A 16,162-nucleotide genomic window follows, 5' to 3' on the forward strand; every position below is an offset into this window, starting at 1 on the left:
TGCTAGTGGTTAAGCACTTAAACGGGAATACGAAAAAACGCAGTTATCGGACTGCGTTTTTTTTCGCGTATAATTCAGCTCTAAACAGACTATTGGAATATTGACATGCCTGCTATTGATGATCTCGTTCTTTTTACTCAAGTGATTGAGTATGGTTCATTCAGTAAAGTTGCTGAACTAAATAACATCACCAAATCTGTCGTGAGTAAACGCATCAGTAAGCTTGAAACCAGCTTGGGGCTACAACTTATTTATCGTACAACCCGTAAGCTAACACTGACCGAGCCTGGCGAAGTGCTTTATCATCGCGCCAAGAGCATCAGCAATATTGCACAAACCGCATTTGACTCAGTAACAGGTTATAGTGAAGCGCTATCAGGCAAAATTCGCATGTCAGTCCCCACCATTTCAGGTGAATTAGTACTGGCTAATGCTGTCTCTACCTTTTGTCAAAAACACCCAGGCTTAATGGTTGATATGTCACTTAACAATCATTTTGTTGATCTGGTTGCGGATAATTATGATCTGGTGATCCGTACCGGTTATCTGGAAGATTCAAGTCTTATTGCTCGTCATATTTTTAATTCACGTTGGGTTATCTGTGCTTCACCCGCTTATTTGGAGCAACATGGTATACCTGAAACACCTAAGGCATTAAATAGCCATAATTGTTTAGGTTATAACCCTCAAAGCTCAGGTCCTTTTGACTGGCAATTTATTCGTCAAAATAAAATCTATACCCATAAAGTGAGTGGTAACTTTTCATCAGATAATGCCGCATCATTGAAAAAAGTCGCACTCGCTGGCAACGGAATTGCTTATTTACCTACTTGTTTAGTTTATAACGAATTACAACAAGGCCAATTAGTTGAAGTATTAGCCTCACATGCAGGAAAAGTCGTTGGTATTTATGCCGTCTATCCCTACACACGAAAGCCTGCAAAACGTATTCAGGCACTGATTGAACATATTCGCGAAAGCTATATGGAAATTAAAGAACAATTTTAACCATCAATTAATTTCATCAATAAATGCCCATCATAAAGAGCTTGTTTCACTAATGCCGCACCTGGCATCGTAGCTTGGGTATAGAAACGGCTTTCTTGAAGTTCAAGATCGCGATTATAAATAGGCAGTGTTTGAGAAATAACACACTCCATAATTGCGGGGTATAACACGGCTTTAGCGCGATTTAATTCACCACCAATTAAAATACGCTGAGGATTAAATAAGTTCACCATAATCGCTATTGCTTGGCCGAGGTGATGCCCCAGATCGATAATAATTTGACGAGCAAGAGAATCGCCCGCAACCGCTGCATCACAAAGCGCCTCAATAGTCAGAGTTGATGCCGTTAATACCGATGGATGCCCTTCTTGTAAACGGGTTAAGGTTTGATCTAAAACGGCAGTTAAGCTTGCTACCGTTTCTAAACAACCATGATTACCGCAAAAACAGCGCTTACCATAAGGTTTTACCTGAATATGACCCAACTCACCAATATTACCACTACGGCCTTGCAGCACCGTATCATCTAAAATAATGCCAGCTCCTACACCATTGTGCACAGAGACTAGAATCGAGTTCGAAATACCACGTGAATTACCAAACAACTTTTCAGCTAATGCCCATGAACGAGTATCATTGCCAACAAATACAGGTAATCCTGTTGCCTGATGAATAATATCGCTTAACGGTAGGTCCTTGATGGTGTAATGCGGCATTTGTAAAACAATACCTTCAACCGCATTTACTAGCCCAGGTAGTGAGATTGCAATCGCTGAAATACGGTCAAGGGCACTAACATGATTGGCAAAAAATGTATTAATTTCTGTTAATAATTTAGTGACAACATCATCTTGCTCAACTTGATTAATATTTTGTCGCTCTTCCACTAAAATATCACCACTCAATGAGTGTAAAGCGATCGTTAAATAACCACGTCCTAATCGAATCGACAAAAATTGCCAACCTTCATTAGCAGGAACAAGTCCAATCGCAGGTCGTCCACGACTAGTAGATTCTTGATATTGTGTTTCTTTTATTAAATGTGCCTCAATTAATTCACGCGTGATCTTAGTAATACTAGCTGGCGCTAATTGGCTACGTTTAGATAATTCAATCCGCGAAATAGGTCCATACAGATCAATAAGTTTATATACGCTCCCGGCATTATTTCTTTTTATATGATCAATATGACCTGGCTGAGCGACATACATGTCGATACTCCTTGAGGAAAAACAGCGATAAATATCATTCGATTTTCAATTTTTTTACTTTGCGAAGTAATTGTGAAGTCTCTTGTACTCAGGACGTGACAGCCGTCACGAGGAATCCCTAAAGACTTCCGCTTTCGCTTCTGACATAATGATAAATCGGCATTTCGCCGAGTATAAATTCAATGAGTAAATTTAATCTCCTCCGTGCTTTTGCTAAACGTCATTCACAGGTGGCAGCTAGATTACGATATCCAAAAGTAGCGATAAGAGAAGTATGAGGTTCTGCGTGTACAAAATTAATGAAGTCTTCGAAACGATTCAAGGTGAAGGTGTATTCACTGGTGTTCCTGCTATTTTTGTCCGTTTACAAGTCTGCCCTGTTGGTTGTTCATGGTGTGACACCAAACAGACATGGACAGCTGAAACTGAAGATTTAGTCAGCGTTGAACGTATCATGATTAAAACAGAAGACTCTCCACTTTGGACCCAACTCGATGCGAATGGCATCGTTAATCTATTAGTTGATCAAGGCTATACCGCCAAACATGTGGTGATCACCGGTGGAGAACCATGTATTTATGATCTACGTCCACTAACAACTGCTTTAGAAAAAGCGGGCTTTAACTGTCAAATTGAAACCAGTGGTACTTCAGAGATATTAACCAGTGACCAAACGTGGGTAACTGTATCACCTAAAATCAATATGAAAGCAAAATTGCCTGTATTATCTTCGGCGTTAGCACGTGCAAATGAGATCAAACATCCCGTAGGCACTCATAAAGACATAGAACAATTAGAGACTTTATTGGCGCCAGTCACGCTGCGTACTGATGTCACCATAGCACTCCAACCCATCAGTCAAAAACCACGAGCAACAGAACTATGCATTTCAACATGCATCGCGCGTAATTGGCGTTTATCGATCCAAACCCATAAATATTTAGCAATTGCTTAACCCGCAGCACTTTCATCTCATGCTATAGCATCAAAGAATAACAACGCAATGATAAGACAGTATTTGCTTATCATTGCTAAAATGATCATTTCTTGACCAACCTTCTGTGTAAAATCCCACTTTCCCACATCAATTTATCAATCTAATGAGATCAATGCTTGATGCTTGACGTAAGAAAGGTAATATTACTTATACAACGATATCTTTAAGCACGTAATACTTTAATTCCAAAGTGAAGTGCCTAAACGGAGAATAACTTAAACATGACTTACGCGCCTGTAACAGACGTATTAAGCGGCAAACTAGCTATAGACAGTGAAGTCACTGTTCGCGGTTGGGTTCGCTCACGTCGTGATTCCAAAGCTGGAATTTCTTTCCTTGCCATTTATGACGGCTCTTGTTTCGACCCGATTCAGGCCGTGGTCTCTAATGAGTTAAATAATTACCAGGAAGAAGTTCTTAAATTAACAACTGGTTGCTCTGTTGAAGTCACAGGTACAATTGTTGCCTCTCCTGCTAAAGGTCAAGATTTCGAATTAGCAGCAACAGCAGTTAAAGTTGTTGGCTGGGTAGAAGATGCTGAAACATACCCAATGGCAAAAACACGTCACTCTATTGAGTACTTACGTGAAGTTGCACACCTACGCCCACGCACTAACGTAATTGGTGCTGTTGCTCGTGTTCGTAACTGCCTGTCTCAAGCTATTCACCGTTTCTACCACGAGCAAGGCTTCATTTGGATGTCTGCACCACTTATCACAGCGTCTGACTGTGAAGGTGCTGGTGAAATGTTCCGTGTGTCTACGCTAGATATGGCAAACCTGCCAATGACAGATAAAGGCGAAGTGGATTTTGACAAAGACTTCTTTGGCAAAGAAACATTCCTGACTGTATCTGGTCAATTAAATGCTGAAACTTATGCTTGTGCCCTAAGCAAAGTATACACATTTGGTCCAACTTTCCGTGCTGAAAACTCAAACACTAGTCGTCACCTAGCTGAATTCTGGATGGTTGAGCCTGAAGTAGCTTTTGCTGATCTAAATGATGTAGCAAAACTAGCTGAAGATATGCTGAAATATGTATTTAAATCAGTACTTGAAGAGCGTCGTGACGATCTTGAATTCTTTGCTTCTCGCATTGATAAAGACGTTATCACTCGTCTAGAGCAATTTGTAACGTCTGATTTTGCACAAGTAGACTACACTGATGCAATCAAGATTCTTCAAGATTCTGGTCGTCAGTTTGAGAACGATGTTGAGTGGGGCATTGATATGTCTTCTGAGCACGAGCGTTTCCTTGCTGAGCAACACTTCAAAGCACCAGTAATTGTGAAGAACTATCCAAAAGACATCAAAGCGTTCTACATGCGTATGAACGAAGATGGCAAAACTGTTGCAGCAATGGATGTACTTGCACCTGGTATTGGTGAGATTATCGGTGGTTCACAACGTGAAGAGCGTTTAGAACAACTTGATGCACGTATGATTGAAATGGGTCTAAATCCTGAAAGCATGGGCTGGTACCGTGATTTACGTCGTTATGGTTCAGTACCACACTCAGGTTTTGGTCTAGGCTTTGAACGCCTAGTATCTTACGTAACGGGCATGAGCAATATCCGTGATGTAATTCCATTCCCACGTACACCACGTTCTGCAAACTTCTAAATACCCAGTGTAATTAGTCGTAAAAAAAACCATCTTCGGATGGTTTTTTTTATAACACAATTATCATTACTTATATAAGCTACATTATAACACTATACCTCTTTCGTATTATAAATATTGATTTCATTTTGAAAATGGATTATGTTTAAAAGTATATTCACCAAAAGAATACAAACCTAGCGATAAATAAAAGCACACCCATGAGAATAAATAATACGAACTATAACTTTATAACCCTATTAAAAAGTTTTATTTTACTTTTTTTTCTATTCTCTAGCTTTTATGTTATATACAATATTTATCATATTGAGAAATTCAATCAACGCTATATAACTAAAATACAAACAGTATATTCTTATGTTCGTCGCTTTGGATCTTATTATAACAACGCATCTGAAGAACATAAGCTTAAAGCTGATTATCAAATAGACAATGTTTCAATAATTATTAATACCCCAGGAAAAGTAAAAAAACTATCAAAAGGAATTAGTTTATTACGCTCAGAGTTAGATAAGCTCACTAATAATGTATCTGCAATTTCTGTTTTTGAAAACTCAACGAATAATGCTCATTTTTGTCCCATTAAACCCAAACATTCAAATAAACTTAATAACGATGCTGAAAATAATCCTATGCATCAAATTGTTGTGCGTGAAGGTTTAATTAATACATATCAATCTTTTTATGGTTGTAATTTAAAATTAACTGAAAGTTATACTGATGATTGTTCTGATACTCAGATTAGAACTATATATTATCCTATTTACAATAATAAGCGGCTTGATGCTTTATTAGCCATTGATATAAAAAGTAAAGATTTTACTGACTCACTACAGCAATATAATAAAAAATATTTAACGGTTATTAATATCAATCACAGTAATAATTTTTATACAAAACAAGAATTACTCCCCTGCTCAAAAATTCATCCAATGAACATGGGATTTAATTTATTTTCTATATTTAGAGTTACTTTTCTACCAGCCTTACTATTAAGTATAATATATGGCTATTTTAAAATTCATCTAATTAAAAAAAGACACAATATTCAACGAGATTTGATGACACATTTTTATCGTCGCGATTTTTATGAAAAAAAATGGTTAAAACAACGAAAATTTAATTTATTAATTATTGATATCGACCATTTTAAAAAAATCAATGATAACTATGGACATGAAATTGGTGATGAAGTTATTCGGCATATTGCAAAACGTATTAATAATTATATTGATCCTACAGATACCGCTGTTCGTTGGGGCGGTGAAGAATTCATCATTAACTTCCAGAATATAAGCAATAAACAATTACATATTAAAGCTAAGGATCTTTGCTCTTTGATTGACTCGAAACCTATACTATCGCTTAATGTCACAGTATCTATTGGTGGCATAAGTACAACCAATAGTCATTTTAATGATGCTTATAAATTAGCAGATAAAGCACTCTATCATTCTAAAAATAATGGACGCAACCAATACACTATTGTCTAAAAAGGTGAGAAAGCACAAAGAATATTTATCATCATAAAGCATAACCACAGGTGATTAACTTTCAACTATCAATAGAAACATTTTATTGTTAAGATGTATATCTTTCACTTTAATCTGTAAAAGGAATATATAGAATATGATATCGTGTTCTAATATCTCTGGATAGTAATGAGTATAATTATAAATAGTATTTTAAAAAAAACGTTAATTCACTTAAAGCTTTTTACCTTATTTTTCATGATCTGTTCTAGTGCATATTTTATTTATAATATATGCAATATTGAAAAACTACAAAATATGTATATCACTACATTAAATAATGTTTATTCTGTTGCTCGTCGGTTTGGTTCATTTTATAACAATACAAGTACTGTTGCCTTAAATAAAGGGACATACATTTTTAATGGTGTCTCGGTTATCGTCAACACACCAACCAATGCTAAAATATTATCAACAGGAATAAACCAATTACGTTCAAATATCAACCAACTTACTAATAATAATATATGGACAGTGGCCGTTTTTGAAACCGCATCAGATTATTCACACTTTGATCCTCTTAGACCAGCTTATTTAAAAGGTTATGATAAAATAGCCATTAATACTATCGTTAAAAATGAAGACTTGATGGATACTTATCGTTCATTTTATGGCTGTAATATAAAGTTAACCGATATATATAAAGAACCAGGAACTAATAAAATAATTCGTACTATTTATTATCCAATCTATAATAATAAAAAATTGGATTCTCTTTTGGCAATAGATATTAATAACTCTGCTTTTAAAAACACCTTAGCTAAATTTAATAATAACAAGATAACAATTATTAGCATGGATAATAATAATATTTATCACACAAGTGAGTTATTACCATGTTCAACCGTTGATCCCATTAACTTAGGGATTAATTTTTATACTCTTTTAAAAGCCACCTTTTTACCCTCTCTTTTATTAATGTTTTTATATCATTCATTAACGCAGCTAATTGCTAATAAAAATTTCATTTTACGCTACGATCAAATGACACATTTTTATCGCCGTGACTACTATGAAAGTAAATTAATTAATCAGAAAAATTTTAATTTATTAATTATCGATATTGATCACTTCAAAAATGTAAATGACACCTATGGTCATGAAGTGGGTGATGACGTTATTCGTGCTGTCACTAAGCGTATTAATAATTGTATTCGGAAAAAAGATATCGCCATTCGTTGGGGTGGTGAAGAATTTATATTATCGTTTCCAGATATGAATAAAGAACAACTAACAATAAAAGCCAAAAATATATGTGACTCAATTTCTCGCTGTCCTATATTAGACATTAATATTACAATTTCTATTGGTGGAACCAGTACAACTAACATGCATTTTAATGACGCCTATAAAGTAGCAGATCAAGCACTTTATCACTCTAAAAATAATGGCCGTAATCAAGCTACCATTGTTTAGATAACAATTAAATTGATTCTATACAAAATAGCCCATAGTTGTTGAGCTAAAGATCATAGGCATGCAATAACAAAACATAATTATAAATTCATAAATTTGTTACACCCTCTTGTCAAACTTCTATCACTAAGGGTATAAATAGGAACATAACTCTTTAACTACCCATGGATGATCGATATGTTTGAAAAGATTACAGCAGCACCCGCAGACCCTATTCTCGGTTTAACAGACGAATTTAAAGCTGATCCTAGAACACATAAAATTAACCTCGGCGTGGGTATTTATAAAAATGAAGCAGGTAACACACCTGTTTTAGCTACTGTAAAAAAAGCAGAAGCCATTTTATTAGCACAAGAAACAACAAAATCTTATTTAGGCATTCCAGGAACGCCTGAGTATGGCTTAGCAGTGCAGCAACTACTCTTTGGTACTGATTCTACACTTATTGCAGAAAAACGAGTTCAAACGGCACAAGCCCCTGGCGGTACAGGAGCATTACGCGTTGCTGCTGAATTTATTAAACGCCAGTTAGGGGATGTTACGGTTTGGATCAGTAATCCTACATGGGCAAACCATCATGGTGTTTTTGGTGCCGCCGGCCTAGAGACGAAGACTTACGGTTACTATAACGCCCACACAAAAAATATCGATTTTGATGCGATGGTGGCAGATTTAAATCAAGCAAATGCAGGTGATGTCGTCTTATTCCACGGCTGTTGTCATAACCCAACAGGTATAGATCCAACTAATCAACAATGGCAAACACTGGCTAAGCTCTGCCTAGAAAAACAATTACTGCCAATGTTTGACTTTGCTTACCAAGGCTTTGCTCAAGGTGTTGAAGAAGATGCACAAGGACTGCGTATCTTTGCCGATCAAATGCCGGAACTCCTCGTTGCTAGTTCATTCTCTAAAAACTTTGGCCTTTACAATGAGCGTGTAGGTGCTTTTACTTTAGTTGCCAAGAACGCTGAGCAAGCAGTGACTTCATTCAGCCAAGTGAAATCTATTGCACGTGTTATTTACTCTAACCCACCTGCTCACGGTGCGGCTATTGTGACACAGATTCTAAACGATGCGGTATTACGTGCTGAATGGGAACAAGAAGTTACAGAAATGCGCGATCGTATTCAAGAAATGCGCGTATTATTTGTAGCAACACTAAAACAATGTGGTGTTGATACCGACTTTAGCTTTATTGAGCGTCAAAATGGTATGTTCTCATTTTCAGGCCTTAATAAAGACCAAGTAAAACGTCTCAAAGAAGAATTTGCTATCTATATAGTAGGCTCTGGTCGTATCAGCGTTGCCGGTATGACCAAATCAAATATGTTACCGTTATGCCAAGGTATTGCTGCCGTTTTGTAACGCATAAAAAATAAACTATACCCATAAAAAAAGAGGATAATTATCCTCTTTTTTTTACTATTATATGATAAAAATATTATTAGCCTGATTTATTCAATGGTAATACGTTACAATAAAGATCATGTTCATAATGCTTCTCTAATTGCTTACGCCAAGGCCGTTCTGATATTGGAACAAGATAAAACATTTCTCTTGTGGTATCAGTTACAAACGCCATTCCATGCCGCATCACTTCATAATGTATATCGTGAATATAACCAAGAGAAAAACTTTGTCTCCCTGTTAACATATTAATATCTTCGCGACTGAGGGATACTCCCTGTGTTTCATCTGCAAATCGTTCAAGTAGCCAACCAGAAAATTCCTTTGCACTTATCATCGTCATAAGATCAGTTTCTCCGAATTCTGCGTACTCCTTGAGAATTACTCTCCTTGTTTATAGTTATAGCAGAGTAAAAAAAAAGCGTCGGTTTTATGTCTTAAAGATAATAATAGTATAGACAATAGTTGTGATAAGGGGACAAAAGAGGAGAAAAATCATAATCAAACGAAGAAATCCCCGCTTCTTAAAGAGAAGCGGGATTAGCATATCTTAAAGTGCTTTATATAACACTTTATTCCCTGCCAATTGGATGCGCTCAACTAACCCTTCTTCTGTTAGTTTTTTTAGCGCACCAGTAGCCCAAGAAGCCGCTTTAGCCTCTTCTTGGCCTGCTTGTAAACCAATACCTTTTGGATTTAAACCATCAGTGTGGCTTACAACAATATCTAGTACTTGTTGTTGCTTAGGTGTCAGCGTTGCAATTGGCTTAGAAACAGTCGTTGGCTTAGAAATAATAGGGTCAGTAACCACTGCCGTATCAATAACTAATTCAACTTCTGGCATCTTTTGAACTGCTAAGACTGTATTGCTTAAAAGAGGTTTCTGTTTATGCAGTTTACGTTGAACATTACGTTTGTGAGAAATTCTCATTACTTTTTACTCCGTTACACTACTTTTCAATCTCCACTCTTTTCATCGAGAAAAAGTGAGCGCGTTTTATACCAAGGTTATGTAACAATTACCAGTAAACGGTTATTTATCCGCCGATAAATATGATCACTCACAAACGAACATCAAATAATTGCGAATTTGGACGCATTTTTAGTAAAAGTATGCATCAAATTCATCATTTTCATCGGAATTCTTTTTTAGACAAATACATCTATAATATATATTTGATCGCGATAATAACATCATCATCGTCGTTTGAATGGTTTAGGAGGCTGTGATGGAAACGCTTCATATTCATACGGAAAAACTGACCACAAAACATTTTATCTGGATAGCAATAATATTTACCACTCTCACCTTTGCTTTATTAAGTTATTTTAATACTCAATTACCAACAATAAGCCTCTTGATGATCGCTATATCATTTGGGTGTATTTTGCTATTTACTGCCACCTTCTTCAATCCATCGACCATGAGTTTCACATTGACCTTTATGCATTGCCAATTTCATAGCCACTATGGGGGTTGGTCAACAACATGGCATAATATTCAGCATATAGGGAACGTGACACTGTCATCAGATGGATGGCATCTTCCCTTACCTTGGATTGGCATTCGTTTAAAAAGTTATGATGATTTTATTCGAACTATCTGCCCACGCGTTGCATCTAGACTGTTACTAGAACAACGTATTTTACTGGTCATGGAACTTAAGCACAGCGCTCACCCAACCCATCAACTTGAGGATATATTATTTGATGATGATCCATTTATAACCAGTAGCGGTGAACAATTTCAAGGACTTCAAGCAATGCTTGCCAATCGAATGCGTTATAATCGAGAATTACTAGGGTTTGATTTTTTTATTGCGGATAATGTGCTTGATCGCCCTGTAAACGATTTTATTGGCCTATTACGTCGCTATAAAGCTGCAGCTTAATTTCATGATGAAACAGCAGTAGTAACCTTTTGAGCTTTAAGGAAAGGCAATAACAACAACCCAATTAATGCTGCAGCGACGGAAATAACAACAAAAAAGCCTGTCCAATGATAATGATTCATAATAATAGCCAGTGGATATCCCGCTAATGCAGCCCCCATATAGGCAAATAAGCCAACAAAACCTGTTGCAGCGCCGACTGAATCTTTATGAGAACACTCTGCGGCAGCCATACCAATTAGCATTTGCGGACCAAAAACAAAAAAGCCAATTGCAAAAAAACAACCTGCTTGCAAAATATAATTAGTGACAGGCATTAACCACAACGCAGCAACCGCCAAAAAGATGCCCATAGAAAAAAGCAGGATCATTGGACCACGGTTACCACCAAATAATTTATCTGAGCCCCAGCCTCCCACAAGAGATCCTAAAAAACCACCAATCTCAAAAAGTGATAACGCTCCATTTGCAGACAACAGACTATAATGGTGCTGTTCCGTTAAATAAATATTACCCCAGTCATTAATCGCTGTTCTAACGATATAAACCAGCACATAACTTACCGCGAGTAACCACAAATACTTATTGGTTAAGACATACTTAAATAAAACTTGTCGCTGAGTGAGGCCAATCCCTTCATTTTCTTGGGCAACTTCTAAATAATCATTACGCCATAAACCAACACTAGGTAGCCCCATCGCCGTCGGTTTATTTCGTAAACGCCAACAGAGACCAATACCAATCACAATAGCAATAATACCGGGAATAAAAAAACCGTAGCGCCAGCCATAATGCACGGTTAAAAACCCCACCAGTAATGGAATAAATGCTCCACCAACATTATGAGCAGTATTCCAACATGACCACCATAAGCCACGTTCAGAGCGTGAATACCACGTTGTTAATAACTTAGAACAAGCAGGCCAACCCCACCCTTGAAACCATGCATTGGCTATCCACAATAACGTAAACGCAACGATTGAGCTGGAAAAGCCAAAACAGATATTTATAATGCCTGTCGCAATTAACCCTATTCCCATAAAATAACGAGGGTTAGAGCGATCTGATATCATGCCTGAAATAAATTTTGAACACCCATACGTCAGATAGAATAACGTGCCCATCATACCAATATCGGCTTTATCCCAACCTAAATCAGCAATCATGGTTGGCATTGCATAAGTAAAATTTTTACGGGTTAAATAAAATCCCGCATAACCAATATACATGCTGACCATGATATGCAACCGCCAATATTTATAGCGTTGATCAACGGTTGGATCTGATAATACGGCCATGTGGTACCTGATTATATAAAGGAGTTAAAGATTGTCATTATGTTAAAGGTAAAATAATGGCTAGTGTTGTACCCGTATTTGTAATTTGTTTTTGTGAGGCGTTTTCTTGGAAACTATCACGGTGGTGACTGACTATCGAACACTGTCCTCCTAGAATTTCAACCCGCTCACGAATGCCTCGAAGACCAAAACCTTTAAAAGCATCTTCTGCTTTAAATCCAACCCCATTATCTTCAATTTGTAATCTAATTTGTTGATCAATTTGTAATTCAATAATAACTTCTGTGGCATGTGAATATTTAGCAATATTATTCAATGCTTCTTGGCAAATACGGTATAGCGTTACACTTGTCGTATCACACAATGGTGGCTGATGACGCCCCCATGCCATAGCAACCTCAATCCCTTTATCTTCTAGTTTTAAGTCACACACAACTTGCTCTACAGCTTTAGCTAAACCAAGATCATCTAATGTTTTTGGACGTAACCGTGATAATAAGCCTTTGGTTGTGTCATAAATATTAAGCGATAATTGCTCAATGGTCGACGAGCATTGCTGAGTAACCGGCGTTAACTCCACCCGTTTCAAAATGCTGGCTTGCATTCTGATCGCGGTAATATTTTGGCCTATTTCATCATGTAATTCTCTAGCTACATCTCGTCGAACAGACTCTTCTGTCTTAATTAATTGACGCGATAAAACCTGATTTCGACCTAACTCTGATGATAATTTGGTATTAAGATCTCGTTGCCGTTGAATGCCAAGACCTAACAGAATTCCCGTTAAACTTTGTGCTGAGAGTGATAATAATAAATCCGTAATTTCCATATTACTAACATCACTTCGAGCTGCAATTAACGCAATACTATTAAGCAATGTTCCAAGTAATGCACCTTGCCACCCATGACGAAAGGCAAGCACAATAATAGGTATGGCTAAGCAAAAAGGAGCAAAACGGCTAAGCTCATCAGGCAAATTTACTTGTAATAAGATATTAGCAATAAAAAGTAAGGCATATAAACACAGATCACGGTGACGTAATTCTAATGGCTTAGAAATAAGAGCGACGGTAAGTGGAATCCATGACCGATTAAACAAGAAACTCCATAATAAATAACACGTAGGCACTAGCATTAATCCACCAGTGACGCTGATTAGAAAGATCATACCCATTGGTGATAGCGGTAGTTGAACGATAGATCGAAATCCCATCACCATAACAACATTAATCACCGCAGTGGAGACAATAACTGCTGCCATAATGAATAACTGCCGCCATTGATCGCCATAATAATAACGGCGAGCAAACCACAATACGGGCCATGATAAAATACTCGCAATTAAAATGGGCCACCACGGAAGATCATTAAGCGCTTTTGCCAATAATAAAATCAGCCCCCATTCAGTGCCATAAATGACAATCCAATAGCGGCTAGCAGTATGCAGTGTTATTCCTAATCTCAATGCAAAAGGGAAAAATAGAATGGCTAATGCAGGGTCAACAAGAAAATAAAAAGCAATAACCCACAAGCAAAACCAACTACAAATAAAAAATAATCCCCCGCCTAATGACGTCAATACATAATGACGCATTACAATATTTCTAGCGGAAAATATTTAACTAACTCAACATTATTACTCACATTAAGTTTGTCCATTGCATTCGCACGATGCACATGAACAGTTTTATGGCTTAACCCTAATTCAACCGCAACCGCTTTAACGTCTAATCCCGCAGCCAACATTTCACTAATTTGGCGCTCACGTTTGGTTAAACATGCAATAGATTGTTGGTAAGGATCTGTGGTTTCTAATTGCATTTCGATATCAGATGCTAAATAAGATTCGCCTTTTGCAACTTTTCGTACGGCTTGAACAAGTTCATCAGGGCTACAGCGCTTACTTAGATACCCTTTTGCGCCCGTTGTTAATGCTTTATTTATCACTGTTGCTGAATCATGCACGCTTAACATAATACAACCCGCACTATTGGCTACATCTTCGAGTAATGTTAAACCACTTTCATTTGGCATTGAAATATCAATAATACAGACATCAACAGCTTGCTTAGCTAAGCCATTACGCGCTTCTTGTGCCGAACTAAATTGGTTAATAACTTTCATATCTGGTTCTAACGATAATAATTGAGCAAAACCAGAACGGACAATGACATGATCATCAACTAAAGCGATTGTAATCATAACGAGACATACCCATAAGCATTAAAAAACAACAAAAGAAGTCTTAATCGACATAAAGTACCGTTTGAAATAAATTCATGCAAGCTCTAGCCCATTAAATGTTTATTTGGTTTTAAAAAACGCAAAAACCACTGCCAATAAAATCACCAGTGGTTATTAACTTAGTTTATCTGTACTGTGCAACTAACGGTCAAGTCACACAGTTAGTTTAATATAGTGGCATTTCGTCGGCTACGAACGGGTTAGTCACTCGCTCATGACCAAAAGTAGATAATGGACCATGCCCGGGAACAAACGTTACGTCATTACCTAAAGGCCACAATTTAGTTTTGATCGAAGTAATCAATGTTGGGTGATTACCTTGAGGGAAATCAGTACGACCGATACCCCCTTTAAATAATACGTCTCCGACAAATGCAACTTTCGCATTCGCACTGTAAAAAATTACATGCCCAGGCGTATGACCTGGAGTATGAAGTACTTGTAACGTTTGATTACCTACAGTTACCATGTCGCCATCATTAAGCCATTGAGTTGGCGAAAATGCTTCTGTCATTGGAAGGCCAAACATTTCGCTTTGACGAGGTAAACCTTGTAGCCAAAATTCATCATCTTGTTGCGGACCAATCACCGGAACCTCAAGGATCTGAGAAAGAGGTTCAGCGCCACCCACATGATCTAAATGCCCATGGGTAAGTAATAATTGAGTAACGTTAACACCCAATGCTGCCACTTCTTTTTGAAGTTGCTCAATATCACCACCGGGATCAATAATCGCAGCTTGATGTGTTTCATCACACCAGATAATAGAACAATTTTGTTGAAACGGTGTTACTGGTACTATTTTATATTGAAGACTCATTCATACTTCCTAAACGGAGACACTATTTAGCGAAGCATGCCACGAATATCCTTAAAAATACAGATGACACAACAATAAACTACCCTCTCCAATTACGGACGGGGCCAGTATCAATATGAACAAATTGACTATTTGGATAATAACCAACGCCACCAATGTTTAAATCTAACGCCGCCTTACGTATTTTAGCTAAAGGCACACCTTCAAGATTAAAATCAATAGCCTGAGCTTTCATATGATAGCTCTTCTTTGCAACACCACCGCGTTTTGCTAGCATCTTATTGGTTTTAGATGAGCGATAACCTGAAAATAATTGCGCATAACCTTCATGACCAAGGTAAGATTGAATTTGTGCAATAGCATCATATAAACGACGATCTATACGAGCAATTTCATTTTGACGGAAATCACGGCAAAGGTGATCTAAGCGTCGAACTTCTTTTCCCACATACGTTTTACCATTAAAGTACTTCGTTTCTAATTCTTCACCTGTATGCAAATTGCGCAATAACATTGTTCGAGGTGTTGTTGCTTGAAAAGAACTTGCTTGAGCAATATTAGGAAGCATGCATGCACCAACAGCGATTCCACTTAATGTTAAAAATTTACGGCGACTAATATCTAAATTTGACATAACTTACACAACCAAAAAAATAATGTTATCTATTGCTAAAGCAATTCATATACCAATGTTGCAAAACATTATCTTCAG

At 37.1% G+C, this 16,162-nt stretch carries 15 protein-coding genes; 7 read left to right on the plus strand and 8 right to left on the minus strand.

Translation table 11 applies throughout. The features are described from left to right. Nucleotides 1-105: 105 nt before the first annotated feature. Nucleotides 106-1,008: a LysR family transcriptional regulator gene (locus tag CZ809_RS06580; protein ID WP_080156636.1), complete on the plus strand. Its 903-nt coding sequence runs from the start codon at nucleotides 106-108 to the stop codon at nucleotides 1,006-1,008. On the opposite strand, the gene mlc is transcribed toward CZ809_RS06580, so the two are convergent. Then, on the minus strand, nucleotides 1,005-2,219 hold the full coding sequence (gene mlc / locus CZ809_RS06585) for a sugar metabolism global transcriptional regulator Mlc (protein WP_080156637.1): 1,215 nt from the start codon (nucleotides 2,217-2,219) through the stop codon (nucleotides 1,005-1,007). The two genes, CZ809_RS06580 and mlc, sit on opposite strands and share 4 nt — an antisense overlap. Before the next feature lie 274 nt (nucleotides 2,220-2,493). Here mlc and queE point away from each other — a divergent pair, with 274 nt between their 5' ends. From queE to CZ809_RS06610, 5 genes are all read left to right on the plus strand, one after another. Further along, complete coding sequence (gene queE / locus CZ809_RS06590) at nucleotides 2,494-3,174, plus strand: 7-carboxy-7-deazaguanine synthase QueE (RefSeq protein ID WP_162841595.1); 681 nt, start codon at nucleotides 2,494-2,496, stop codon at nucleotides 3,172-3,174. Nucleotides 3,175-3,437: 263 nt separating this feature from the next. Next, nucleotides 3,438-4,838 (plus strand): asparagine--tRNA ligase, encoded by a 1,401-nt coding sequence (gene asnS / locus CZ809_RS06595; protein ID WP_080156639.1) that lies wholly within the window; start codon nucleotides 3,438-3,440, stop codon nucleotides 4,836-4,838. Between the two features lie 200 nt (nucleotides 4,839-5,038). After that, on the plus strand, nucleotides 5,039-6,331 hold the full coding sequence (locus CZ809_RS06600) for a GGDEF domain-containing protein (protein ID WP_080156640.1): 1,293 nt from the start codon (nucleotides 5,039-5,041) through the stop codon (nucleotides 6,329-6,331). Between the two features lie 168 nt (nucleotides 6,332-6,499). Next, nucleotides 6,500-7,786 carry a GGDEF domain-containing protein gene (locus tag CZ809_RS06605; protein WP_080156641.1) on the plus strand — a complete coding sequence of 429 codons (1,287 nt, stop codon included), beginning with the start codon at nucleotides 6,500-6,502 and terminating at the stop codon, nucleotides 7,784-7,786. Between the two features lie 177 nt (nucleotides 7,787-7,963). Then, on the plus strand, nucleotides 7,964-9,154 hold the full coding sequence (locus CZ809_RS06610) for an amino acid aminotransferase (RefSeq protein ID WP_080156642.1): 1,191 nt from the start codon (nucleotides 7,964-7,966) through the stop codon (nucleotides 9,152-9,154). A gap of 79 nt (nucleotides 9,155-9,233) precedes the next feature. Here the strand turns inward: CZ809_RS06610 and CZ809_RS06615 are convergent, their stop codons facing one another. After that, entirely contained in the window at nucleotides 9,234-9,539 is a 306-nt protein-coding gene (locus tag CZ809_RS06615; protein WP_080156643.1) for a hypothetical protein, read from the minus strand. Nucleotides 9,540-9,746: 207 nt separating this feature from the next. Next, the gene (locus CZ809_RS06620) at nucleotides 9,747-10,127 is read right to left on the minus strand and encodes a MarR family transcriptional regulator (protein WP_080156644.1); all 381 of its coding nucleotides are present in this window, start codon (nucleotides 10,125-10,127) and stop codon (nucleotides 9,747-9,749) included. A gap of 298 nt (nucleotides 10,128-10,425) precedes the next feature. Between CZ809_RS06620 and CZ809_RS06625 the strand changes: the two genes are divergently transcribed. Next, nucleotides 10,426-11,088, plus strand: a complete 663-nt coding sequence (locus CZ809_RS06625; RefSeq protein WP_080156645.1) for a DUF2982 domain-containing protein — start codon at nucleotides 10,426-10,428, stop codon at nucleotides 11,086-11,088. Nucleotides 11,089-11,090: 2 nt separating this feature from the next. Here the strand turns inward: CZ809_RS06625 and uhpC are convergent, their stop codons facing one another. The 5 genes from uhpC to mepK all read right to left on the minus strand — a co-directional run bounded on the left by uhpC (nucleotide 11,091) and on the right by mepK (nucleotide 16,084). Then, nucleotides 11,091-12,386 carry an MFS transporter family glucose-6-phosphate receptor UhpC gene (gene uhpC / locus CZ809_RS06630; RefSeq protein ID WP_080156646.1) on the minus strand — a complete coding sequence of 432 codons (1,296 nt, stop codon included), beginning with the start codon at nucleotides 12,384-12,386 and terminating at the stop codon, nucleotides 11,091-11,093. Between the two features lie 37 nt (nucleotides 12,387-12,423). Beyond that, nucleotides 12,424-13,980: a signal transduction histidine-protein kinase/phosphatase UhpB gene (gene uhpB / locus CZ809_RS06635; RefSeq protein ID WP_080156647.1), complete on the minus strand. Its 1,557-nt coding sequence runs from the start codon at nucleotides 13,978-13,980 to the stop codon at nucleotides 12,424-12,426. After that, nucleotides 13,980-14,588, minus strand: a complete 609-nt coding sequence (gene uhpA / locus CZ809_RS06640; protein WP_080156648.1) for a response regulator transcription factor UhpA — start codon at nucleotides 14,586-14,588, stop codon at nucleotides 13,980-13,982. Before uhpA ends, uhpB begins: the two co-directional genes overlap by 1 nt. A gap of 208 nt (nucleotides 14,589-14,796) precedes the next feature. Beyond that, the gene (locus tag CZ809_RS06645) at nucleotides 14,797-15,450 is read right to left on the minus strand and encodes an MBL fold metallo-hydrolase (RefSeq protein WP_080156649.1); all 654 of its coding nucleotides are present in this window, start codon (nucleotides 15,448-15,450) and stop codon (nucleotides 14,797-14,799) included. A gap of 79 nt (nucleotides 15,451-15,529) precedes the next feature. Next, a complete protein-coding gene (mepK, locus tag CZ809_RS06650; protein WP_080156650.1) occupies nucleotides 15,530-16,084 on the minus strand; it encodes a peptidoglycan L,D-endopeptidase MepK in 555 nt (184 codons plus the stop codon). Nucleotides 16,085-16,162 lie beyond the last annotated feature (78 nt).

The sequence above is a fragment of the Photobacterium piscicola genome (assembly GCF_900166965.1).
GTDB lineage: Bacteria > Pseudomonadota > Gammaproteobacteria > Enterobacterales > Vibrionaceae > Photobacterium > Photobacterium piscicola.